Annotated in this window: 20 protein-coding genes, 1 tRNA gene and 1 pseudogene; 12 read left to right on the forward strand and 10 right to left on the reverse strand. The window is 34.2% G+C overall.

Going from position 1 to position 23,457, the window contains the following annotated elements; genetic code table 11:
- Positions 1-3 precede the first annotated feature (3 nt).
- The 3 genes from greA to CCY16_RS00485 all read left to right on the forward strand — a co-directional run bounded on the left by greA (position 4) and on the right by CCY16_RS00485 (position 2,507).
- Positions 4-498, forward strand: coding sequence for a transcription elongation factor GreA (gene greA / locus CCY16_RS00475; RefSeq protein ID WP_088414099.1), 495 nt, complete (start codon positions 4-6; stop codon positions 496-498).
- Positions 499-501: 3 nt separating this feature from the next.
- Positions 502-1,155, forward strand: coding sequence for a 3,4-dihydroxy-2-butanone-4-phosphate synthase (gene ribB / locus CCY16_RS00480; protein ID WP_088414101.1), 654 nt, complete (start codon positions 502-504; stop codon positions 1,153-1,155).
- A 71-nt stretch (positions 1,156-1,226) separates the two neighbouring features.
- Positions 1,227-2,507, forward strand: coding sequence for a M48 family metalloprotease (locus CCY16_RS00485; RefSeq protein ID WP_088414103.1), 1,281 nt, complete (start codon positions 1,227-1,229; stop codon positions 2,505-2,507).
- 25 nt (positions 2,508-2,532) lie between these two features.
- Here the strand turns inward: CCY16_RS00485 and CCY16_RS00490 are convergent, their stop codons facing one another.
- Together CCY16_RS00490 and fabG are read right to left on the reverse strand one after the other, a co-directional pair.
- Positions 2,533-2,874 (reverse strand): TrbC/VirB2 family protein, encoded by a 342-nt coding sequence (locus CCY16_RS00490; RefSeq protein ID WP_088414105.1) that lies wholly within the window; start codon positions 2,872-2,874, stop codon positions 2,533-2,535.
- A gap of 103 nt (positions 2,875-2,977) precedes the next feature.
- Positions 2,978-3,712 carry a 3-oxoacyl-[acyl-carrier-protein] reductase gene (fabG, locus tag CCY16_RS00495; protein ID WP_088414107.1) on the reverse strand — a complete coding sequence of 245 codons (735 nt, stop codon included), beginning with the start codon at positions 3,710-3,712 and terminating at the stop codon, positions 2,978-2,980.
- A gap of 229 nt (positions 3,713-3,941) precedes the next feature.
- On the opposite strand from fabG, the gene CCY16_RS00500 reads away from it, so the two are divergent.
- The 6 genes from CCY16_RS00500 (at position 3,942) to CCY16_RS00525 (ending at position 13,888) form a co-directional block, all read left to right on the forward strand.
- Positions 3,942-5,462: an HlyD family type I secretion periplasmic adaptor subunit gene (locus CCY16_RS00500; protein ID WP_179946004.1), complete on the forward strand. Its 1,521-nt coding sequence runs from the start codon at positions 3,942-3,944 to the stop codon at positions 5,460-5,462.
- A 1,629-nt stretch (positions 5,463-7,091) separates the two neighbouring features.
- On the forward strand, positions 7,092-7,856 hold the full coding sequence (coxB, locus tag CCY16_RS00505) for a cytochrome c oxidase subunit II (RefSeq protein ID WP_088414109.1): 765 nt from the start codon (positions 7,092-7,094) through the stop codon (positions 7,854-7,856).
- Between the two features lie 16 nt (positions 7,857-7,872).
- On the forward strand, positions 7,873-9,423 hold the full coding sequence (gene ctaD, locus CCY16_RS00510) for a cytochrome c oxidase subunit I (RefSeq protein ID WP_088414111.1): 1,551 nt from the start codon (positions 7,873-7,875) through the stop codon (positions 9,421-9,423).
- A 1-nt stretch (position 9,424) separates the two neighbouring features.
- Entirely contained in the window at positions 9,425-10,312 is an 888-nt protein-coding gene (locus tag CCY16_RS00515) for a heme o synthase (protein ID WP_088414113.1), read from the forward strand.
- 194 nt (positions 10,313-10,506) lie between these two features.
- On the forward strand, positions 10,507-10,944 hold the full coding sequence (gene rnhA, locus CCY16_RS00520; RefSeq protein ID WP_088414115.1) for a ribonuclease HI: 438 nt from the start codon (positions 10,507-10,509) through the stop codon (positions 10,942-10,944).
- Positions 10,937-13,888, forward strand: a complete 2,952-nt coding sequence (locus CCY16_RS00525) for a YhdP family protein (protein WP_088414117.1) — start codon at positions 10,937-10,939, stop codon at positions 13,886-13,888. Before rnhA ends, CCY16_RS00525 begins: the two co-directional genes overlap by 8 nt.
- A 551-nt stretch (positions 13,889-14,439) precedes the next feature.
- Here the strand turns inward: CCY16_RS00525 and CCY16_RS00535 are convergent.
- From CCY16_RS00535 to CCY16_RS00570, 7 genes are all read right to left on the reverse strand, one after another.
- Positions 14,440-14,859 (reverse strand): hypothetical protein, encoded by a 420-nt coding sequence (locus CCY16_RS00535; RefSeq protein ID WP_088414119.1) that lies wholly within the window; start codon positions 14,857-14,859, stop codon positions 14,440-14,442.
- 248 nt (positions 14,860-15,107) lie between these two features.
- Entirely contained in the window at positions 15,108-15,332 is a 225-nt protein-coding gene (locus CCY16_RS00540) for a GTA baseplate fiber-binding domain-containing protein (protein WP_088414121.1), read from the reverse strand.
- 225 nt (positions 15,333-15,557) lie between these two features.
- Positions 15,558-16,421: a lipoyl synthase gene (gene lipA, locus CCY16_RS00545; protein WP_088414123.1), complete on the reverse strand. Its 864-nt coding sequence runs from the start codon at positions 16,419-16,421 to the stop codon at positions 15,558-15,560.
- Positions 16,414-16,728, reverse strand: coding sequence for a 50S ribosomal protein L28 (gene rpmB, locus CCY16_RS00550; protein WP_088414125.1), 315 nt, complete (start codon positions 16,726-16,728; stop codon positions 16,414-16,416). The genes lipA and rpmB overlap by 8 nt, the downstream gene beginning before the upstream one ends.
- Before the next feature lie 37 nt (positions 16,729-16,765).
- Positions 16,766-17,107, reverse strand: coding sequence for a DUF721 domain-containing protein (locus CCY16_RS00555; RefSeq protein WP_088414127.1), 342 nt, complete (start codon positions 17,105-17,107; stop codon positions 16,766-16,768).
- A gap of 1,039 nt (positions 17,108-18,146) precedes the next feature.
- Positions 18,147-18,770 carry an RDD family protein gene (locus tag CCY16_RS00565; RefSeq protein ID WP_088414129.1) on the reverse strand — a complete coding sequence of 208 codons (624 nt, stop codon included), beginning with the start codon at positions 18,768-18,770 and terminating at the stop codon, positions 18,147-18,149.
- 22 nt (positions 18,771-18,792) lie between these two features.
- A tRNA-Leu gene (locus tag CCY16_RS00570) sits at positions 18,793-18,875 on the reverse strand.
- Positions 18,876-18,986: 111 nt separating this feature from the next.
- Between CCY16_RS00570 and CCY16_RS00575 the strand changes: the two genes are divergently transcribed.
- Positions 18,987-20,438, forward strand: a complete 1,452-nt coding sequence (locus CCY16_RS00575; protein ID WP_088414131.1) for a replicative DNA helicase — start codon at positions 18,987-18,989, stop codon at positions 20,436-20,438.
- Between the two features lie 566 nt (positions 20,439-21,004).
- On the opposite strand, the pseudogene CCY16_RS05880 reads toward CCY16_RS00575, so the two are convergent.
- Positions 21,005-21,194: pseudogene (locus tag CCY16_RS05880) on the reverse strand (IS110 family transposase); the annotation flags it as partial.
- Between the two features lie 372 nt (positions 21,195-21,566).
- On the opposite strand from CCY16_RS05880, the gene gap reads away from it, so the two are divergent.
- Both gap and tatC read left to right on the forward strand, forming a co-directional pair.
- A complete protein-coding gene (gene gap / locus CCY16_RS00580; protein WP_088414133.1) occupies positions 21,567-22,553 on the forward strand; it encodes a type I glyceraldehyde-3-phosphate dehydrogenase in 987 nt (328 codons plus the stop codon).
- Positions 22,550-23,317 carry a twin-arginine translocase subunit TatC gene (gene tatC / locus CCY16_RS00585; protein ID WP_088414135.1) on the forward strand — a complete coding sequence of 256 codons (768 nt, stop codon included), beginning with the start codon at positions 22,550-22,552 and terminating at the stop codon, positions 23,315-23,317. Before gap ends, tatC begins: the two co-directional genes overlap by 4 nt.
- Positions 23,318-23,457 lie beyond the last annotated feature (140 nt).

Genomic DNA, 23,457 nt, shown 5'->3' on the forward strand with positions numbered 1-23,457 from the left:
GTTATGTCTTCATCCATTATTAAAAAGTTTCCTATAACAAGAGAAGGTTTTGAACATATACAAGCTGAACTTGAGAAATTAAAGGAAGAAAAACCTTCCATTATACAAGCTATTTCTGATGCTCGTGATCAAGGTGATTTATCCGAAAATGCGGAGTATCATGCTGCACGGGAAAGGTTAGGTTTTATTGAAGGTCGTATAATGGAATTAGAAAACAAGCTTTCACATGCAGAAATAATAGAAGTGAAAAACTTGTCCGGTGATTCAGTAATGTTTGGTGCAACTGTAACATTGAGCATGTTAAGTGACGATGATAGTGAAGTAGAATATATTTATAAAATTGTAGGTGAGTACGAAGCTGATGTTTCAAGACAGTTGATATCTACTAGTTCACCTTTGGGTAGTGCTTTAATCGGCAAAAAAGTTGGTGAATACGTGGAAGTGACAGTGCCAAGCGGAGAAAAATTATATAAAATAGTTAAGATTGAATTTAAGTAAATCATGGTACAGGCCACGTATGCATCAATAAGTCTACCCGGCATTTCTTCTGTGGAAGATGTGTTAGAAGATGCTCGTTTTGGTAAGTTGTTTATTTTAGTTGATGATGAGAATAGAGAAAATGAAGGTGATCTGATCGTCTTAGCTGAAAAACTAAAGCCAGAGCATGTGGCTTTTATGGTTAGATATGGTACTGGCATTGTATTTCTAGCTATGACAAGGCTTCATATGGGTAGGCTGGGTCTTGAGTTTATGAGAAGAAGTAATATAGATGAAAAACTTACTCCTCATACTGCATTCACTACATCGATCGATGCACGTTATGGTATTGCAACTGGTGTTTCTGCTCATGATAGAACGCATACGATACTTACTGCTATTGACGGAAAGAGTACTCAAGATGATATTATTACTCCTGGTCATGTTTTCCCTATTATTGCAAACGATGGTGGGGTTTTAGCACGTAATGGTCATACTGAGGCAAGTGTTGAAATAGCAAAGTTAATTGGCTATAATCATGCAGCTGTAGGGTGTGAATTAGTAAATGATGACGGCTCTATGATGCGCCTGCCTGAATTGCTTAGATTTGCTGAACAACATAATATTAAGTTAACTACCATCGATAAACTTATACGCTACGTTAAAAAACTAAGCTAGCGTTTATAAATTTGTATAATTTAAGTGTTAAAATATAAGGTTCCTGCTAACTATACAAGTACAGAATTCTCATGTTTAAAGTTGCTAAGTTTTTTATCCTATTGTTCTTTTTTGTATATTGCAATAGCGCTTATTCTATTAATGTTATTAGAGATAGTGAAGTGGAGGCAGTGGTGAAAGAGCTAGCACACCCCTTATTTTCTGCTGCAGGTATTGATGATGACTGGATAAGAGTTTTTGTAATTAATGATAATTCGATCAATGCTTTCGTAATTAATAATAATAGTATTTTTATTCACTTGGGGCTTTTGCAATATTCGACCGAACCTTACGTTCTGCTTAGCATATTGGCACATGAAATTGCTCATATATCTGCTGGTCATATATCACAGATGAGTAGTGCTGTGGGTTATTTTCAATCGATAGCAATAGTTAGTTATATGGTAGGGTTGATTTCTACTATTATCATTAATCCTCAGATTGCTAGCGCAATTTTGCTTAGTGGTATGACGCTGAGTTCGAGGCTGTTTTTTAACTATTCTCAAGAGCAAGAGAGTGTAGCAGATAGCTATGCTTTGAAGTACCTTGATGAATCTGGCTATGATAATTTAGGTATGAAAGAGGTTTTTGACTACTTTAGAGATATTGAACATGAAAATGCTGAAGGGTATTTCCGCACTCATCCACTTAGTAGTAAGCGCATATTTGCTGTACAGAATTATAAGGTTAAGAACGAAGTAAAACCAATTCTTGTAGACAAATTGTTAAGGTTTAAACGTATGGTTGCAAAGCTAGACTCGTTCTTTTCTCCTATCCATGTGTTATCTAATAAGTATGAAGATAACTCTGAGTATGTAAATGCTGTAATTTACTACAGGCAAGGAAAGATAAAAAAGGCTATTGCTAAAGTTAATTCGCTGATTCAAGAGTCAAGCAATGATCCGTACTTATATGAATTAAAAGCAGAAATGCTGTACAAGACTGGAAATTTAAATGAAGCAGTAAAAATGTATGAAGAATCACTTAGGTATTTATCTGAGAAAAATAGTTACTTAGTAAAACTTGCATTATCCCATACTTTATTATTGTATGGTGATATAAAGAAAGCAATTTTTCACCTAGAGCAAATTATAAGTGTAGAACCGAACAATGCTTTTGTCTGGAAACATTTAGGCATTGCATATAAGTGCGATGCTAATGCAGCAATGCATTATTTTGCTTTAACAAAGAAGGCTTGTATTGAAGGTGATTTAAAGCAATTTGTAAAGTATGCTGAGTTAGCTATTAGAGATTTACCAAAAGGTAGCCCCTACTTATTGCAAATTGAAGATATGAAACGGTTCAATGGATAGTAAAAGCCGCTTTCACTTTTGGAGGTTACTTTGTCCCACACTTTTCCAACATGACTTTTACATTATCACTCACATTAGGCATGATGTTCATTATGATTGCCTTAGCACCAAAAAATACACCGCAAAACATACCTAAAGCAAAGAGAGCTGGCCAAGGCATTCTGCCAAATATTGCAAGCAAAGACGCACCAATTATTACTACTGTCATGAGTGGACCACCTATCCCCCAAACATACCCAATAATGTTACATATTACTTGGGCGGTTGTATCATCTACACCAGCGCCAGGGGTAACTGCATAGCCTGAGAAAGAGAAAAGCAATACTACACATAAAACACTAAAAAATTTTTTTGTTATAGAGTTCATTTTTTTCCCTTCAAATAATAAACTAACGTAATTAAAGACAATTTTAGTTTACATATATTTATTTTAAAGTAAAATTTATGGCTTGTCTATACATAAGGTGTTACTACATAAACAAACCACCATTAATATTAAGCACATGTCCTGTGATGTATTTTGCCTCATCACTTGCTAAAAACAGAACTCCTGCTGCTATTTCTTCTCCTGTTCCCATTCTTTTCATTGGAATATTATCTAATATTTTTTTCTTTTGTTCTTCAGTTAAAACTTTAGTCATCTTAGTGTCCATAAACCCAGGGGCAATGCAATTTACTGTTATATTACGGCTTGCAACTTCTTTTGCTATAGATTTGCTCATAGCTATGATGCCAGCCTTAGACGCTGCATAATTTGCTTGCCCAGCATTTCCTGTCAGCCCTATTATTGAGGAAATATTTATAATTCTTCCCCAATTATTTTTAGTTAGTTTCTTATATGCTTCTCTGTTGAGTTTAAATGTAGAACTTAAGTTAATATCAATCACTTTTTGCCATGCTTCATCTGTCATTCTCAGTAATAAACTATCCTGTGTAATGCCTGCATTGCATACAAGCCCATCGAAGCCTCCCATCAACTTACTTGCTCTATTTATTAGCTGGTTTACTTCCTCAGCATTTAATAAATTACAAGGAAGTATATAAATATTTTTTTCATATAGTTTAGCAACTCCTTCTAGGGCTTCTTTTCTTGTACCAGAAATGCATAGAATTGCTCCAGCTTTATGCATAGTTTTTACAATTGCCTGCCCTATTCCACCTGATGCGCCGGTAACTAAGAATTTTCTGCCTTCTAATCTAAACATAGTAATTTTATTTTCCTGACTACTAACAGAATATTGACTGATTGGCAATAGATCTCTGCATAAATTGAGCGGCTTGGATATTCACAAAAGCTTAAGTTGATCAAAATACAATACAGGAATTGTTACTAAATGGTTTATTCTGATGTTACACGGCCTAAATTAAGTACTTAAGTCATGGATCCTTTGTTTTTATGTGTTATCTTGAGTTAACGCAAGTTTGCAGTAGCATATGATAAGTAAGTTAAAAAAACTTAGTGCTGGTTTTTTTTTGACAGGTCTACTTGGCCATAGTGATAACGTAAGCATGCAAGGAACAAAAGATAAAAAGCAGAAGTACCCAAAATTTTTAGATAAAACATTTGCATTAATTGATGCAATGGTAAATTTTATTTTAAAGCGCGAGGGTAATAATGTAAATGAGGTCCTGAGAGTAACATGGGGGCCTCTATTTTTTGGTTTAGTAGTGATACTCATCTTTTTTGGAATAGGAGGTATTTGGTCGGCTGTAGCTCCAATTGATGGGGCAGTACATGCAAGTGGAGAGGTGATTGTATCTTCAAATAGGAAGGTAGTTCAACACTTGGGTGGGGGAATAATAAGCAAAATTTTGGTCAAAGAGGGCCAGTTAGTTAAAAAAGATGAGCCTTTAGTCTTGTTAAGTGATGTTAATGAGAGGGCAAATTTAAGCATAATCAAAGAAAAACTCTTATCACTTTTGGTAACTGAGGCAAGACTTATTGCGATTAGGGGAGATTTTGACACAGTTGAATTTCCTGATGAAGTTAAAAAATTATCCAATGATGAACTTGCAAATAAAGTGATGAAAAATCAGGTAAAATTGTTAAATTCTCAGCGCAAGAGTATATCAGGGAAAACTGACATACTGCAACAACGTATAAAGCAGTTGCATAATGAGTTGGTGGGACTAAATTCTCAGTTGGGTGCAGCATTCAAACAATATGATTTAATAGCTGAGGAACTGGAAACAAAAAGAAAGCTTCTTATCAGTGGTCACATAGGCAAACCGCACATTTTAGCTTTAGAAAAACAGTTTGCCGAAATTGAAGGTAAAGTCGGTCATTACCGTGCTGCAATATCTCAAGTGCAGCAAAAAATTGGAGAGAACGAATTAGAAATTATAAATGTAAAAAATGATTCTCAGGAAAGAGCAAATACTGAACTTAAAGAAGTTGACACATCCATTGCTGATTTGAAAGAAAGACTAATGGTTGCAGAAGATGCATTAGCGCGTACAGTAATTAGATCGCCTCAAGATGGAATAGTCACAGATATAAGGTATCATACAGAAGGTGGTGTAATACAGTCTGGTGTTCCGATTATGAGTATAGTGCCATCAAATGATGACTTAATAATAGACGCCAAAATCCAGACTAGAAATATAGAGGAGATAATTTCAGCACAAAAAAAAGATAGTAATATAGTCTCTATTGACGGTTTAAAAGGGCTAAAGGTTAAAGTTCGGTTAAGTGCTTACAGTTCACGTCGTTTAAGCTTAATTAATGGTATAGTAAGCCATATTTCTCCTGATGCTCTTGATGATCCAAGATTAGGACGTTATTATTCAGTACGTGTAGTGATACCAAAGTCAGAGCTTGCCCAGTTTAAAAATGTGTACCTGTATCCTGGTATGCCAGCTGAGGTGTATATAGTTACTCAATCCCGTACTCTCTTATCGTTCTTATTTATGCCTATAATTGCAACAGTCGATAGGTCCTTTATAGAAAGGTAGCTAATTCATTAAAGTAAGAGAACTTTTTTTCATAGTAAACTTCTAAATTTTTGACAGCACGTTGACATATAGAAACGGAGAAATTACTTGACTAGCCTTGCTAGGCCCCCATAGCCCTAAAGATGTTCAGTTATCTTCAATCTGTGCAGATTAAATGATAAAGTATTATGTAGTTGGCGTCTTAATATTTAATTTTTTGCACTATATGTACCTTATGTCTTCACAACATTTCTAGGTTTTTCCTATATAAGCTGAAACTCGCTTATAAAGCGTTTAAGATAGTATAATATGCCAATTTGTAGGATTAGAGAGTAAACACTATCTATACGGAATATTTTCTGCCTAGTAACTTTCTTACAGTAGCAGCAATTGCCTTTGGGGCCCCTAGTTATTTTTTTATCTTCTATAATATGTACCCAATGCACTTTTACTATCAACTATACCAAAAAATTACTAAAAACTTAAATTAAGGAGTTTCTTCCTGATTTGACAGATTTCTTCTGTTCGGTGCTATTTAGTAAATTCCTTAAATATTTATGGCTAAGGACTAGTTGTAAAAAAGTAGATAGCATTCAGAATAAAAAACACTAAAAAAAGCATAAATACTGCAGCTATCCTTTAGTTTAGGTTATGTAAGAAGTCTAATATCAATAATATGTAGCCCTGCATATTTGACATAGTGGACCCAGCGCTACATAATTGCCACGTATTCAATTAAGGAAAAGGTAATTATGCTAATAAATGATAGTGACCTAGAAGGGGTAGCTTTGAGTTAATAAAAATATTATGGAGTATGTTCTTACGCTAAGAAATTTGAAGAAATAGGTGCGTATTTGTCGTAATTTTTAGGATTTCATAGTTCGCATTCCAGATCGTGGTAATGTAGGAAATTACTTAGCTGTTAACACTATTTTTTGCCGTGCTTCATGAAGAAAATAATATATTTAAGAAGTATATAAAGGTAAGTACAGAAAAAGATATTGCTTTAGCTTTAACACAGTTGCTATTGGAGGAAATAAGGATGCTATTAATATGTTCATAAGGAGTGGAGCAATATTACAAGCTAAGATCCACATGGTTGTACACCCTTGCTTGTCGTCTTAAAAGAAATACAGCGCTCAGAAAATCAAATTTGCATGGTTATACAAATCATGATCAGAAGCTATGCATGTGCTACAAAATAAAGAAATGTCCTGAATGTGTGTGAATTATTACTGAAACAAAGCTGCAACGCATTTGCTTAAAGTTTCAGTATTTCAATTCTTTAAAATAATAGAAACAATGCTGAATAGAAAATTTTGTATTGATATATAGTACGTTCTATGATTATTTTCTATAAAGTTTAATAGTGTCTGTTACTGCTTTTAGGTGTGAGGCTAGAGGGTTATTAGCAGTAACAGACACTATTAAACTTATTATAGAATTTACTTAAAGTAAATACTTAATTTAAAATATTATAATATTTTAACCTAAAATAGATTCATGTAAATGCTTTTTTCCTCAAATTAGTATTGTATTATTATAGCTATTGAATGCTAAAAAATTATTAGCCATCACTAATCTCTGTTTGCATAGTAAGTTTATATATATTATTATACAGTATGTCACTTAGTTTTACAGTAAACAAATATGGTGAAGTTATTAGCACTGTTGATAATGTTTTATTCAGGCATATCAGTTGCCTCTGCTCCTACTTCTTGGCAATTTGGGTTTCCTGCCCCTGCAACTGAGATAATGGAGGTTATAGTTAAGTCACATTCGTTTGCGATGAGTGTGATGGTTACAATAATGCTTTTTGTGTGGGCATTACTAGCTTATGTAATGTTTCGCTTTCGTAAAAGTAAAGTAACAAATATAAGTAAAACTCATCATAATGTTCTTTTAGAAATTGTTTGGTTTGTTATACCAACGATTATTGTTGGTATATTGGCTTTTGAGAATGCCAAATTACTTAAGTTACAGGAAAAAATACCGAAGGCTGACATAACACTAAAAGTTATTGGTCATCAATGGTATTGGAGCTATCAATATCCGGAATATCAAGGTGTGTCGTTTGACAGCTATATTAAAGAAAAAGACGATTTTGTCAAAGGAGATTTGAAGCTATTTTCTGTTGATAATAACGTAGTTTTGCCAGTTGATACTAACGTTCGTTTGCAAGTGACGGCAGGAGATGTGATACACAGCTGGGGAGTACCAGCTTTCGGCATAAAAATCGATGCAATACCAGGTAGGCTTAATGAAGCATGGTTTAACGTCAAAAAACCTGGTGTTTATTATGGGCAATGCTATGAATTGTGTGGTCAAGGTCATGGATTTATGCCAATTGTTATTGAAGCAGTAAGCAAGGAAGATTTTAATAAGTGGATTGAAAATAAAAAATTAGTAAGTTAAATTTGGGGTACAGATTATGAGTGACATACCAAAAGGCATAAGACGTTGGCTATTTTCTACTAATCATAAAGACATAGGGACTCTATACATCATTTTTTCCATATTAGCTGGAATCATTGGTGGATTATTATCTGTAGTTATTCGCACTCAGCTAATGCACATTAATATATTCAACAACAACTACCAATTATATAACGTAATGGTTACAGGACATGCGTTGATAATGGTGTTTTTTATGATAATGCCGGCTCTAATAGGGGGATTTGGTAATTGGTTTGTACCTCTTATGATTGGTGCACCAGATATGGCATTTCCTCGTATGAATAATTTAAGTTTTTGGTTATTAGTATCATCTTTTATTTTGCTTATCCTTTCAGTGTTTGTTGGTGAAGGTCCTGGAACAGGTTGGACTTTATACCCACCTTTATCACAAGTTATGTCTCATCCAAGTGCAGGAGTTGACCTTGCTATATTTGCACTCCATGTTGCTGGTGTGTCATCGATTGTTGGAGCGATCAACTTTATAGTTACTATATTTAACATGCGTACAAAAGGAATGTCATTAACTAAGATGCCGTTGTTTGTTTGGTCTATCTTGTTAACGTCATTCATGCTAATTGTCGCCTTACCAGTACTTGCTGGTGCTATCACTATGCTGCTTACTGACCGCAATATTGGCACTTCCTTTTTTGATCCTGCTGGTGGTGGTGATCCTGTGTTATTTCAGCATCTATTTTGGTTTTTTGGTCATCCTGAAGTTTACATAATTATTTTTCCTGCATTTGGCATCATAAGCCAGGTTGTGTCAACTTTTTCTCATAGGCCTGTATTTGGTTATATGGGAATGGTTTATGTTATGATAGGTATAACAATACTTGGCTTCATGGTTTGGGCTCATCATATGTTCACTGTTGGGCTTAGTGAAGATGCTGCTATATTTTTCAGCACCACTACAATTTTTATCGGTGTTATAACTGGCGTGAAAGTCTTTAGCTGGATTGCAACTATGTGGGGTGGAGCGATTGAGTTTAAGACACCTATGCTCTTTGCACTGGGTTTTATTTTCATGTTTGTTGGTGGCGGTATAACCGGAATAATTCTGTCTCATGGTGGAATAGATAAGCTTTTGCACGATACCTATTATGTTGTTGCTCACTTTCATTATGTCATGTCGCTGGCTGCTTTATTCGGAGCTTTTGCTGGCTTTTATTACTGGATAGGCAAAATGTCAGGTAAGCAATATAATGAATGCCTGGGAAAAATACACTTTTGGCTTACTTTTATTAGTACTAATATCACTTTTTTACCTCAGCATTTTCTGGGGTTAGCTGGTATGCCAAGACGTATACCTGATTATCCTGATGCGTTCATACCTTGGAATTATATATCCTCAATTGGTTCATACATGTCCTTTATTTCAGTTATGTTTTTTGTGTTTATAGTTATACACCTCTTCAAATGGGGTAAGGAAGTTGGGAATAGTCCTTGGGGAGGTGATACCTTGGAGTGGACGATATCTTCACCACCGCCTTTTCATGCTTTCGAAAAACCACCAGTGATAAAATAGAATGCATGCAAATACTTTGTTAAATATTGAATCGACAGTACTGGATTTTTGGCGTTTGCTGAAGCCAAGGATAATGTACCTTGTAGTATTTACTGCAGTTGCTGGAATGGTTGCTGCTCCAGGTAGTATTCACCCTTTTCTGGCACTAATATCCCTTATATGTATTGCTCTTGGCTCAGGATCTGCAGGTGCTATAAATATGTGGTATGATAGGGACATAGATCTGCTCATGAAGAGGACAAAAGCTCGTCCTATACCCTCTGGTAGGGTTTCTGCGGAAAGTGCACTTGAATTTGGTGTAACCCTTGGGGTATTGTCAGTATTTATTATGGCAATAGCAGTAAACTATATTTCTGCTATTTTGCTTGCAATTGGCATATTATTTTATATTTTCATATATACGATTTGGCTCAAAAGGCGTACTCCGCAGAATATCGTTATCGGTGGTGCATCAGGTGCTTTTTCTCCAATAATTGGCTGGGCAGTTGTGACTGGTTCTGTGAGTTGGGGGAGTTTTGTTCTATTCTTAATAATTTTTATGTGGACTCCACCACACTTTTGGGCCTTATCTTTGAATAAGTTTGAAGACTATGAGAAAGCATCAGTTCCAATGTTCAATATTGTTTACGGCCCGGAAAAAACAAGAAAATATATATTAGTTTATAGTGTGTTGCTGATGTTAACTAGCTTACTTCCAGCTCTATTCTTGAAGAGGGCTCTATTTTATCTAGGTATGGCAATCTTTGGAGGTTGCATTTTTATTTGGTATGCTGTGTCTATCATAAAGTTGAAGGATCATAGCTCACAGAAAAGAATGTTTTCTTACTCAATCTCTTATCTATTTTTTCTGTTTGCTAGTATTATTTTGTGTTCTATTGATTTGTTTTGACTATGAAAGAACAGCAGAAATATAAAAACTATTTTTTACTTTTTCTTCTAATAACGCTCATTGTAGCACTTTTCTTTGTTTCTATAATAAAATTTAAAGGTGCAGCTTAAACCGCCTGTGCATCTATAGGTTTCATTAAAATTGTACTTTCATAGGAGCAACTATATACTTTATTAATTTGTTATAGTTTAAAGGTGAATAGAAAGGAAGTAACAATATACATGGATGGAGCATGTTCTGGTAATCCTGGCACAGGAGGATGGGCGGCTATTATATTATTTCAAGATCATAGAAAAGATATTTATGGTAGAGAAGAAAATACTACAAACAATAAAATGGAGTTAACAGCAGTGATCAATGGATTAAAGGCGTTAAAATTTTCTTGTAATATTAATTTGTATACGGATAGCCTCTATATTAAATCTGGTATAACAGAGTGGGTAAGTAAGTGGAAAATGAATGGCTGGAAGACAAGTAGTAAAAGATTAGTAAAAAATATAGAGTTGTGGAAAGAATTGGATAATATTGCTTCACAACACAAAATTAATTGGAAGTGGGTTAAAGCTCACAATGGCGATAAACATAATGAGGAGGCTAATAATTTAGCAAGAAAAGCGATAATTGATGCTTAAAAAGATTATTATATCATTTTCTATAGCTTTATTGTTGACATTCTGCTTTTTTATTTTTTTTAAAGGTGAAAGTCCTTTAGAAATCAATATTAGTTATATCAATTTTTACGTAAAGAGTAAAATATCGAAAACATTTGCCAACTCAGATGTTAATATTGGGAGTACTTCAGTTATTTTGCAGAAAGACGGCAAGGATCCCTATTTGGTTATTACAAATTTGAAAATAGTAAATTCTGGTTTTACTATAGAAGCTCCTAATCTTTTTGTACATTTCAAATTAAGTTCCCTGTTTAGAGCTAATGTAAAAATTTCTCAAGTTCTAGCTGATAATGTGTGTGCGTATGTCGATCAGGAAAAAGCTGATTTTAAAGTGGTTGATTTTGGTTTGAAAAATTCTTTAAAGGCAGTAAGGGAATTCTTTTTTGACTTAAATACAGGTTCGAGGATTGAAATTACTAACATTGCGATCAATAAAAGCACGGAAGGTGAACTATTTATTGATGAATTATATGTAGGGAAAAGGGAAGATTTTGATGTTTTAGATATTCGTGTTCATACAAGAGATGAAAAGGGGTTTTTGGATGATTTGTCTATTACAATAAAAAATCGCAACGATCTGCTAAATGTGTACGGGACATTTTATAACCTAAAATTGGAACTATTTAGTAAATTTTCCACGTTAATTAAAAATTACAATTTAGGCAAAAATATAGGGTTTCAGGGAAACTTCTCGATAAGAATTAATGGAAAGGATGAGATTATAGATGGGAATGTATATATTTTAAATACAGAAAATCGTGTGAATAAAAACTTAGCCATAACTAATGTGAATATAAATTTAACATATAATGATGGGGTCATTGGTGTAAAAAACTTTCATTTTAATCTGAATGGTACGTATCTCTCTTTAATGGGCAAGATGAACTTTAGTTCAAATCATGCTTTGTTTAGAGTTAATATTAGTAAATTTGCTGCAAAGGATTTATGCACTTATGTACCAGATGACATAATGAATAATGAATTTAAAAGCTGGTATTGTGATAACGTCGATGGAAACATTTTAAATGTAATAGTAAGCTTTAATGGCAAAATTAACAACTTGATTAATAATGGTCTATCAGACGTCATTGTAGTTGCTGATATAGAAAATGGCAGCGTAAAATTTGATGAAGACTTTGAGCAAGTAAGGGAATTAAGCGGTGACTTGGTTCTTAAGAATGACAGTCTCAAAATTACTGTAAATAGCGCTAAGTTTCAGAATTTCACTATTAATGGTGGTAATATTGAAATGAATTCTCTTGACAGGGAGGATTCAGTTTTAACCATTAATGGCCAAGCTGTAAGTGATGCTTATGGATTGTATGAACCTATAAAATTTAAGCTGGATGATGTGATTAAGGTTGAAAAGAACAAAATAGGGGGAGCAGCAAAATCTGTATTCAGTTTTCGCGTCTTTAATATAAATGCTGATGATAAAGAAGTGAACTTTTCTGCCAAATTTCATTCTGAAATTGACAATCTAGTTATCTATGATGCAAATCTTGGTAGGTATGATATTAAGCTTGATTTTGGCAGTGACTTTATAGATTTAAATGGTAGTGGTATAGTAAATAATACACAGCTGCTATTTGACCTAAAAAGTAGCAACAAAAATGAAAGTTTTACCTGGAATTTGGCTGGAGATTTACCTGCTCAAATATTTAATTTCGATGGTGGTTACTTCAATGTGAATATAGAATCAGTGATAAATCAAGATAAGACTGGATATGTTAATGGTAATGTAGATTTATCAGAGTTTGAATCGCGTTCAAGTTATTTAGGGTGGAAAAATCGTTTTGAGGATCACAATAAAATTTCGTTCTCTGTAAAGTTAAAAGGGGCCAATAGGTTGTTAATAGACAAGTTGGATGTTATAGGGAACGATTTAGATATAAAATTTAGCGGAAGAGTAGAAAATGGGGATTTGTATTTAAATTCTAGTAGCTTTAAGTTACCTGATAATGATCTTAGTGTAGAAATTAAGTCAGGTAAGGAAAAAAATATCATAAACGTTTGTGGTGAGAAAATTAACTTAAGTGATATTTTAGATTTACTTGGCAAAAATGATAGTGGATTAAGCAATAATGTGGAAGTTAGTATGAATGTTGACAATGTAATTATGAAGGAAGGCATTGTTATAAAAGATGCTAGCTTGAATATAAGCTGCACTAAAGGTAATTGCAATGGAAGTCAATTTACAGGGCAGTTCCTAGAAGATAACAGTAATATACTAGCAGAGTACAGTGAAATAGGACTGGAAGTACATGCGGATAATTCAGGTATGCTTTTGCGTTCTTTAGGCATTAGTAAATCAGTCAAAAATGGTAAATTATCTTTTTACCTATCTCCTCAGAGGGAAAGTGGAGAACATTATGGTATGCTATCTATTGGTAATTTCTATATTAAAGATGCTCCACTACTCACTACTTTATTATCGATGTCTTCGCTTCCTGGGATTGTGAATACTATAAAGAATGAAGGTGTATACTTTTATAAGTATAACGCACCTTTTTCACATAAAGATGGTACTGTTGAAATTGAAGAATCTTGGCTTGAAGGAGCGGAGTTAGGTATTAGCACTAGTGGCAAGCTTGATATTAGAGGTTATAAATTTCAGGTTGAAGGACAAGTAATACCGGCATATTCGATTAATAAGTCTCTGTTAAAAATTCCTATAGTTGGGAAACTTCTGACTGGCGGGAAAAGTAGGGGAATTATTTCGATAGACTACAAAGCAAGCGGAGATGATAAAAATAGTAATATATTTGTTAATTTTATCTCTTCGTTAACTCCAAGCTTATTAAAGAGGTTGTTGGAAGTGTTTGATCGCGCTATGACCAAGGCTAACGAAGCTATTACCAGCAGTTTGAAAGGTGGTATGAAGAAGAAGTTTAGCTCAGTGTAACCAAAGGGAAAGCTACTTCTCTGCAAGATCAAAAATGCAAGAATCTCAGGATAATTCTCTATTTTGGCTATCCGATTAACGTCAAATCCTTCAATGAGGTCACTTATGCTTAAAGAATACCTTCCTTCTCACATTAGCAAAACCGTCATAGAAATGATTGACTTACCGCATATTAAAGATAATATTGCAAGTTTTACTTTAGCTAGTGAAGAAAAGAGTTGAAGAGGAGCAATACTCTTTATTTCTGAAAACGATAAGGATTATAAACCTATCGCAAGCACAAGTAAATAATCTACCTATGGATATGCGATGGAGTCTACCAAAGAGGGAATTATTTTCAAATTTAAAGCCCAATTTTTTGCAAAACTTCCGAAAATATTCAACAATAATACCGAACAACATTTGCTTTGTAGTTTTTTAACTCTTTAGGAATAGTAAGAGATATGTTACCATGTCATACGCTACATTTCCATCTTTACTTTTTAATTTAAATGCCACTGAATTGTGTAGATTGCATACTAGGACCTGTTGGTTATTGTATACACACTCGTTTATGCTAAAACTAAATTCCAACAATTAGGGCCTTTACAATCCATATAAATCCTTTCTTTGTAGAAGGGAGTTAAAAATTCTAAGGAATACATGCGTAATCCAAAAGGATAAAGTAAATCCTGTAAAGAGGGAAATCTCATGTACCCAGATCTGTTATAATAAGTTATCAATTCTTCCATAATAGAGTTATTGGGAGCTGTTGCACCAGCACGCACAAACATTCTGTGAAAACCCGCTTTAAGGAATAGACGGTAGTTCCCCTTTTCACCCCTATCCTTTGGAATTAGATTTTCATATTTTGAATATAGATTTTTAATAAAGTCGTTAGTTATTACCTTTCCATTAATAACAAGATTATGAGCAAATTCATATTCGCTGTTAAAATCAATATCTAGGTCCTTTATGTGTTCTATAAACAAAATTGAGCGTTTCTTCTGTAGGCCTTAGATTAGTATACTAATACTTCCTCACTTTACCTTTTAACTTACTAAGTATTTTCTTTAATATGTTATACTTCTATCATTAATATTATTAATACTAATTTAAATATAAAATTATTAAATTTTAATTACTATAGGAATACCTTTGCCCACGTATTGCACAATGAATCACCATAAGTGACCGCTTTAAGGTAAAATTCTTTTCCCCTTGGTGCTTCAAAAAGGTACTATTGAATCATCAAGCAGGGTAAATTCTCACCTGCAGTGTACCCATATTCTTCGGTACCTTCTTGCCCTCTCATTAGATTACTCAGCTTATATCTATTTTTATCTGTAAGTTCAGCACTTTGGAATTCTACCACCTCTTTTTCAATTAGTGCTAGATTTGAGTTTGCAATTAGACTCGTGTCTGGTAGCTTACCAAAACGTAATGTGAGACAAAAGTGGAACATAGTTTAGGTGATAAACCGCTAAAAGTGGTAAGTGAAACAAGTGCATCTTGCGCTCAGGATTCATAAAAAAGTAAAAAAACAACTTTTAGAGACCTATAATCTACTAGCCTTACTAGCTTAAATCTGCCGCTTTAACTTGAAGCGTATCTCTCAATTCTTCAACCCTGCTTAACTTAACACATATGATTTACACAATCATGTTTCAGATCTTAAAGAAATCTAATATTAACGACAAGCCTTGAGCCTATTAAAATCCTCTTCAGCATGGTATGATGATCTAGTTAGTGGACTCGATGCAACCACTAAGAAACCTTTAGAATAAGCAATATATTTATAATGCTCAAATTCTTCTGGGGTAACATACCTATCAATTTTTGCATGCTTTGGAGTTGGTTGAAGATATTGACCGATTGTGATAAAATCAACTTCAGCACTTCGCAAATCGTCCATAACTTGAAGTATTTCTTCTTTCGTTTCTCCAAGACCAACCATAAGCCCTGACTTTGTGAGGAGTTTAGGATTAATTTGCTTCACCATTTTTAACAAGTATAGTGAATGAAAATAACGAGCACGCGGTCTTATTCTTGCATATAATCTCGGCACCATTTCAATATTGTGGTTATAGACATCAGGTGACGCAACAGCGATTGCTTCAAATGCTCCTTTCTTATTTAAAAAATCAGGAGTTAAAATTTCTACTGTTGTCTCTGGAGTTATTTTTCTAATTTCTTCTATACACTTTATAAACTGACTTGCTCCACCATCTGGTAAATCATCACGGTTGACGGAGGTAATGACAACATATTTTAAGTTTAACTTTTTTATTGCTTTTGCTAAATTTTCTGGTTCGTGAGGATCTAACTTATTAGGGATACCAGTTGTAACGTTGCAAAATGCACAAGCACGAGTGCAAACAGAACCAAGAATCATCACAGTAGCGTGACGTTTGTTCCAACATTCGCCAATATTTGGACATGCAGCCTCTTCGCACACTGTATGTAGACCATGCAGTTTAACAGTATTTAAGGTCTCATTGAATACTTCACCAGCCGGAGCTTTTGCTCTGAGCCATGTAGGCTTGCTATGCATCTGAGATGCCTAATTCTACCTCTTGTTTTGCTAAAACTTTCTTCAATTTTCTTTTTATTTTTTGTGCTTTTTCGCTTAGTTCAACTGTTCTTGTATTGAGCAAAAAAGCGTCAAGATCACCTTTATAATCTATAGTCCTTAAAGTCCTTATTGCTACACGAAACTTAAATTTTTTATTCAAAATATTACTTATCAATGTAACATTATGTAAATTTAAAAGAAAGATGCGTCTTGCTTTACGATTTGAATGTGATACTTTATTACCAAAAGCTTTCTTTCTATTTGTTAATTCGCAAACTCTACTCACTTTGATATACCAAGTTATTCTATATATTTAGGTTACCTTATATAGTGAAATAGTCAATACTCTCTTGCTTAATTTTTATACCATATACTGCTTTGTAGCCAAAAAATATCGTGATTTTCTCGATCATAAGAGAGACCATATGCTGAATTTCCAACGCTTTACTACCATTTATTACCACCAGATGCAATACACCTGAATTTATATTTTGTGCATATGAGATCTTTTTCGGTTTTGTACACTCTGCTATTTCTATTCCAACTATATTCTTCCAGTTTAAAATAAGACGTATTTCATTTCTGCTTATTCTATTCTTTATGCATTTCAATGCATAACTTTCTACTATAGACTTTAATTTTTTCGGGCCACTGCGTTTAAGCATTTTTCCACTATGAATTAGATTTCTCCATGGTTACATAGTATGATAGATATTGTTTGTAAGATCCGGTAACTGTGTCGATAACAAAACCAGACCACCATAGTAGATTTAATAAAACAACCTTATTAAAACTTTCACCTACCATCACATTTAGTTGTTTATAATCTACCTTTTCACAATCAACAAACTGTAGTAAAACGGCTCACCCCAGGTGGGTCATTTACAACGCATTCAACTTTTTCTATTAAGTCGCCTTCACTACCTACCACCTTCATTCGAATTGCTTATGCAGAATCAGAAAATAGTGTTGTAAAACAACCAGTAAGTAAACCAGTTACAAGTAATATTAATAAGATATTTCTTAACCTAAAAGCTATACAAATATAGTAGCAAAATATCCTGCATTATAAAATCAATTTTTCGTTACTCTGTTGCTTACCATAGATTAAATCTCTGCGTTCCAACGTTACATGCTGGAATAGCAGCTCTACCTTCGGTCTCACACCGCAAAAAGCAGCATTTTTATAAAAAAATCATGTCAAAATAGCACTTGTCAGATAAACTGCAATTGCTCCATTCACCAAATTTTTGTGCCATCACCTTCATTTTATAATTAATTGACCTCTCTTTGTTTTTAATTAGGGATATTTAATTATCATTAACCTGAGTGAATTTTTGAACTAGATTTAAGATGCCATTTCGTTTTAGCTACTTGGCTTAATGGACCCTTAAGCTAGATCTTGTGCAACTAACTTTTAGCTATGAATATTTAAGAAACTTAATAAGTAAAAAAAAGGCAAAAGAAATCCCGAGATGCTGGTTTTGACCCTATAATAATTTAAATTGATACTGTAATAATTTGCTGATGCTTAGTTTAAGCGCGATTTGGCTGAGTGCAGAAAAACTTAAAAGATATACAACTACTATAATTTGGTGTAACCACCAAAAAACACCTTAAGTTTTTTACTAAATTTTACCATTGAACCTATTCGAAAACAAGCTATGAGCCAGAAATACCTTTACTATTATGGTAATAGAGTTGTTAAATTTTGTCAAGTAGTTTTTTACCTTGTCTTCTAAGGCTTTTACTCGTAACAACCACTGTGCCTGCGATCTTATCATGCCAAGTTTGGCAGCGCTTGTTGAAATTTGACCATATGAAGCCTAAAAATAGTGGTGCAACCGACAATATGAAGGAAAAAAACCTCTTAATTGCCTGTCTTAGGGTTATCTTTCCAAAAGTTTGCGCATCTACAACTCTGAGCCCAAACAATAATTTTCCAGGTGTAGCAGCGAACTTTATCCACATATATGCAACATAGCTAAAGAGCATGATGAATTGGACTATTTGACTTAGGATCCATAATTTTATAAGCCTATTCTGCACCGTTTTTTCTTCTGCAGACAGTGGCACTTGCATTTGATATTTTGCAGCAATTTGGCTGAGTGTTATCTCATCTTTTGAGTTTAAGAGATGATTTAAGGCTCGGCTAAAAAATCCTAAGAATAACAAGAATAAAACGATAATAATAAAATCAAGCAATACCGAGATATAGCGCCTAAGTCCTGTAACATAACATATCTCATTTCCATCATTTTTTACCCTTTGAATAATATTTATAGAAGAGAGAACAGAAAATAAATGACCAAAAAGTTTGTGTAACATAATGCACTTTCCAATATTTGAATGCCCCTGGCCGGACTTGAACCAGCATGCTTTTGCAAGCAGCAGATTTTGAGTCTGCCGTGTCTACCATTCCACCACGGGGGCCTTTTTAAATGGTATAGACAATACAGGATTAGTCAAATTTTTTTGCTTTTACATCTTTCAAATGAATACTAAATATTCTACAATAATCGACAGTTACTCTAAAAACTTAAAATGAATAAACTAGCTAGTCTCATCAATTCAAAAAGTGTAGATAAGGAAATATGTAAATTACCGCATAATTTAGAAGCAGAACAAATGCTTATTGGCGCAATGATTCGTGATAATAGAATCTGTGATGCGGTTGAAGACACAATCACTGCAGAGAATTTCTACGATCCACTGCATCAAAGTATTTTCATACAGATATCTAAAACCAGAAAACACGGTATAGTTGCCAATGAACTGAGCCTTAAAATGTTTTTTGAAAATAACCAAGCGTTTATCGAATGTGGTGGAGTTGAATATCTTGCAAAGCTTGCAGCAAAGGCAAGTATTGCACTCGATATCTATAGTTTGACTAGAATAATCCGCGATACCTACTTAAGAAGGTGCTTAATCAAGCTCGGACAGGAGATAGTTAATGATAGTTACAACTATGACATCGAAAATTCTGCACAGGTGCAAATTGAGCAAGTGATGACTAAGTTATTCAATTTAGCAGTAAAAAGGCTAGGTGAGAAAACATATATAAAGCTTGCAAGTTCAGTTAAAGATGTAGTCAAAAAAATTAGTACGCTAAAAAATAATCCAGAGACTCTAGGCATTACAACCGGACTTCAAGATCTAAATCAGCTCCTTGGTGGTTTGCAGAAGTCTGATCTATTAATTTTGGCTGCAAGGCCTTCTATGGGTAAGACAGCATTGGCACTAAATATTGCACTTAATGCTTGTAAGGTCTTGCAAAAGAGAGGAGATAAACAACACTATGTAGCGTTTTTTTCACTTGAAATGTCAGCAGAACAATTAACTACAAGATTAATCACTATAGACTCAGGAATTAGCTATTATAAAGCATTAACTGGAAGGATTAGTGATTTTGAATTGCATGAATTCATCAATGCTAGTGCGGAATTATCTGAATTGCCTTTCATCATAGACGATACTCCTGCGCTATCAATCAGCGCTCTTCGTACCAGAATACGTTTGTTATATCAATTATATAACGTAGAAGCAGTATTTATTGATTATTTGCAGTTAATCAGAGGAACAACAAAGAGAAGCAATGAAAATAGAGTGCAAGAGATTTCGGAAGTGACACAAGGCTTAAAGGCAATTGCAAAGGAACTAAATATTCCTGTCGTTGCACTGTCGCAGCTCTCCCGTTCTGTTGAACAGAGAGACGACAAAAAACCACAACTTGCTGATTTACGTGATTCAGGAAGCATAGAGCAGGATGCAGACATAGTAATGTTCCTCTATAGAGAAGAATATTACGAACTGAGAAGGCAGCCAAGTGAGGGAAGCAATAAACATCGAGAGTGGCAAGAAAAAATGGAGAAAATTAGAAATGTTGCAGAGCTCATTATTGCAAAACAAAGAAACGGGCCAATTGGCAGTGTGAAGCTATATTTTGACTCTAACCAAGGTGCATTTAAAGATTACACGAAAAGGCATAGTTTGTAGCTTTCAGTAATCTTTTGCCAACGTCTATCTTTACTATAACTTCTTGATTTATCAATGAACTGCACAAACATTGTGATTTGATACATAGAATTCAAAGTAGCTTACAGAAATGCAAAAACTACTTGACAAACCTTGCCAGCCCCCTTATCACAGCACTGAAGCTATTTGTTTATCTTCAGTCTGTGCAGATAAAATAAAAAAAACTTAACGTATCTGTGTTTCATGTTTTATTTTTTGCACTATGTGCATCTCATGTCTTTTACATTGTTGTCTACACTGTCAGCTAGTGCTGCAAATCCTCCTACTGGGCACTTAAACATTAAAAAAATTCCAACATTATAAAATAGATAGTGAATAACTAGCTAACGGGGTTTCTTTTGTCCTTTTTTCTGCTAGTTAATTTCTTAACGCTTATAGTTTAGGTTGGTTGCGGTTTAAAAGCAGTTGAGTCGTAGTTATTAAGTGTTTAAAACATAAAAAAACGCCAATGTTTTTAAATAGATATTAACCAGGACTCCTTTTGCCTTTTTTTTTCTCCTAAAAAACTCCTCAATCAACTCTCCTTGTTAAACCAACATGTGACCAAAATTCCGTGCCCTTTTGATCAAATTTTTCACAACTTTCTCTTTAATAATGTGTTTCATAGTAGTCTATATTTCTTTTCACATATTCTTGTCCATATTTCAACATTTGATAAAAGATACATGCTAATTTTCTTGCAGTAGCAATAATTGCCTTTGGGGCTCCTAAAAACTTAAATTAAGGAGTTTCTTCCTGGTTTGACAGATTTCTTCTGTTTGGCACTACTTAGTAAATTTCTTAAATATTGTAATTGCCGTCATTCTGCTGCTTGTTAGCGGGATCTAGAGATACCGCGAACAAATCGCGGATGAAGAACCGCGCCTGGCATCACGCGCTGGAATGACACCATCTCTGGTGGACTAAAATTACAATATTTGTATAGCTATGCGTCACGTACTGGGATGACAATATAAAGAAAGATCTAACAAAGGAAAGAGTAGGGAAAAGTCTACCTATTTTGCTCTGGTTAGTTACCAACTAAAAAACGAAAGAATAGAATGCAAAATTGAACAACATTTTCTATAATTAAATTTTTTAGATGAAGAAATGAGGATTCGCGTAGGAATTAACGGTCTTGGTAGAATAGGAAGAAGTGTATTGCGTGCTATCCATGAAGTAGGAAAATATAATGAACAAATAGAAGTTGTAGCTGTGAATGGATCACTCAGTACTAAACAGCATGCACATTTGATTAAGTATGATTCTGTTCACGGCAAATTTAATGGTGATATTGGTTTTAATGAGTCCGAAAATTGGATTTCTACAAATGGCAAAAAGTTTTCTTTATACAGAGAACGGAACCCTGAAAATATTCCTTGGAATGTTGATGTAGTACTTGAATGCACTGGTGCATTTAACAAGCGAGCAGAAGCGGCAAAGCATAATACAGGAAAAGTTATTGTCTCTGCTCCAGTTTCAGATGCTGATATAACTATAGTTTATGGTGTGAATAATGATATGCTCAAAAAAGAGCATAAAGTAATATCAGCAGGTTCTTGTACCACAAATTGTCTTGCTCCGGTTGTGAAGGTTCTGCACTCCAATTTAGATATGAAAAGCGGTTTTATGACCACTGTACATGCCTACACGAATGACCAAAATGTTCTCGATGGTAACCATAGAGACTTACGCAGGGCAAGGGCCTGCGGGTTGTCTATGGTGCCAACCACAACTGGAGCAGCAAAAACAATAGGCTCTGTCATTCCTGAATTAAAGGGAAAGCTAGACGGCACTGCCATTAGAGTTCCAGTTGCTAACGTTTCTATGGTTGACCTTAAATTCACCACTGACAAGAAAGTAACAGCTAAAGAAATAAACGAAATGTTTAAAAACTCAGCAAATGATGTGCTTTCCATATGTAAGGAACCTTTAGTCTCAATAGATTTCGTGCATAACCCTTATAGTGCAATTGTGGATTTAGCCGGCACATATGTTATAGGTGATATCTGTAGAGTTGCAGCTTGGTACGATAACGAATGGGCTTTTTCACTAAGGATGTTGGACATAGCATTATTGTGCTATAATAGAATATGAATAGAAACCCTAACAAATATGCTTCCTTTTATGAACACCTCACAGAACTCAGGAAAAGGGTTATTTTTTGCTTTCTATTTTTTCTCATCGTCTTTGGTCTTTGCTACTATTTTAAAGAAAATATATATTATTTTTTACTTACACCCTTAATAGAAGTTACAAAAAATAGTAACGACTTTTCTCTAATCTATACAGATTTAACAGAAGCATTCTTTGTATATCTCAGGGTTGCAATAATGAGCGCGTTTTTGTTTTCTTTTCCTGTATTTGCATGGCAATTCTATATGTTTTTAGCACCCGGATTATACAAAAGCGAAAGGGCAGTGTTGTTGCCATACTTAATTGCAACACCGATTTTATTTATAACAGGAGCCGCTGTAGTCTATTACTACATATTCCCTCTAGCATGGAAGTTTTTTATTGCTTTTGAACACAGTGGTAAATCCTTTGGCATACCGATAGAGTTTATGCCGTCAGTTAGCGAGTATCTAGATCTTGTTCTCCAGTTCATGTTTGCATTTGGCACTGCATTTCAAATTCCAGTCATACTGACATTAATGGTTAGGGTTGGATTACTTACTACGCAAAATTTGTCGAATAAGCGCAGAGTCGCTATAGTAGCAATTTTCATTATTGCTGCGATCTTAACTCCACCTGATGTGTTAAGCCAAGTAGGGCTTGCTGTACCAATGTTAATTCTATACGAGCTATCCATCCTAATGTGTAGATATATTGAGAAGAAAGCAAAGGATTCTAATAGATGAAAAACCTATCCATTGGCATCTATAAAAATTACATAATATATATTATGGAAAATAAAAAACACAGTCACTTAGCAAGAGAAAATGCAATTTTTGTTATATATGTAAGTCTCCAAAGTACTCATAAAGTTGGTGCTTTGGTA

The sequence above is a fragment of the Wolbachia endosymbiont of Wuchereria bancrofti genome (assembly GCF_002204235.2).
Taxonomy (GTDB): Bacteria; Pseudomonadota; Alphaproteobacteria; order Rickettsiales; family Anaplasmataceae; genus Wolbachia.

What these genes read in the sequence shown, in the direction of transcription:
- CCY16_RS00540 (WP_088414121.1), bottom strand. Translation starts at nt 15,332, where the DNA reads ATGTTCCACTTTTGTCTCACATTACGTTTTGGTAAGCTACCAGACACG.
- CCY16_RS00500 (WP_179946004.1), top strand. Translation starts at nt 3,942, where the DNA reads ATGATAAGTAAGTTAAAAAAACTTAGTGCTGGTTTTTTTTTGACAGGT.
- ctaD (WP_088414111.1), top strand. Translation starts at nt 7,873, where the DNA reads ATGAGTGACATACCAAAAGGCATAAGACGTTGGCTATTTTCTACTAAT.
- fabG (WP_088414107.1), bottom strand. Translation starts at nt 3,712, where the DNA reads ATGTTTAGATTAGAAGGCAGAAAATTCTTAGTTACCGGCGCATCAGGT.
- tatC (WP_088414135.1), top strand. Translation starts at nt 22,550, where the DNA reads ATGAATAGAAACCCTAACAAATATGCTTCCTTTTATGAACACCTCACA.
- CCY16_RS00525 (WP_088414117.1), top strand. Translation starts at nt 10,937, where the DNA reads ATGCTTAAAAAGATTATTATATCATTTTCTATAGCTTTATTGTTGACA.
- CCY16_RS00565 (WP_088414129.1), bottom strand. Translation starts at nt 18,770, where the DNA reads ATGTTACACAAACTTTTTGGTCATTTATTTTCTGTTCTCTCTTCTATA.
- CCY16_RS00490 (WP_088414105.1), bottom strand. Translation starts at nt 2,874, where the DNA reads ATGAACTCTATAACAAAAAAATTTTTTAGTGTTTTATGTGTAGTATTG.
- greA (WP_088414099.1), top strand. Translation starts at nt 4, where the DNA reads ATGTCTTCATCCATTATTAAAAAGTTTCCTATAACAAGAGAAGGTTTT.
- gap (WP_088414133.1), top strand. Translation starts at nt 21,567, where the DNA reads ATGAGGATTCGCGTAGGAATTAACGGTCTTGGTAGAATAGGAAGAAGT.
- CCY16_RS00575 (WP_088414131.1), top strand. Translation starts at nt 18,987, where the DNA reads ATGAATAAACTAGCTAGTCTCATCAATTCAAAAAGTGTAGATAAGGAA.
- CCY16_RS00485 (WP_088414103.1), top strand. Translation starts at nt 1,227, where the DNA reads ATGTTTAAAGTTGCTAAGTTTTTTATCCTATTGTTCTTTTTTGTATAT.
- ribB (WP_088414101.1), top strand. Translation starts at nt 502, where the DNA reads ATGGTACAGGCCACGTATGCATCAATAAGTCTACCCGGCATTTCTTCT.
- coxB (WP_088414109.1), top strand. Translation starts at nt 7,092, where the DNA reads ATGGTGAAGTTATTAGCACTGTTGATAATGTTTTATTCAGGCATATCA.
- CCY16_RS00515 (WP_088414113.1), top strand. Translation starts at nt 9,425, where the DNA reads ATGCATGCAAATACTTTGTTAAATATTGAATCGACAGTACTGGATTTT.
- CCY16_RS00555 (WP_088414127.1), bottom strand. Translation starts at nt 17,107, where the DNA reads ATGCTTAAACGCAGTGGCCCGAAAAAATTAAAGTCTATAGTAGAAAGT.
- lipA (WP_088414123.1), bottom strand. Translation starts at nt 16,421, where the DNA reads ATGCATAGCAAGCCTACATGGCTCAGAGCAAAAGCTCCGGCTGGTGAA.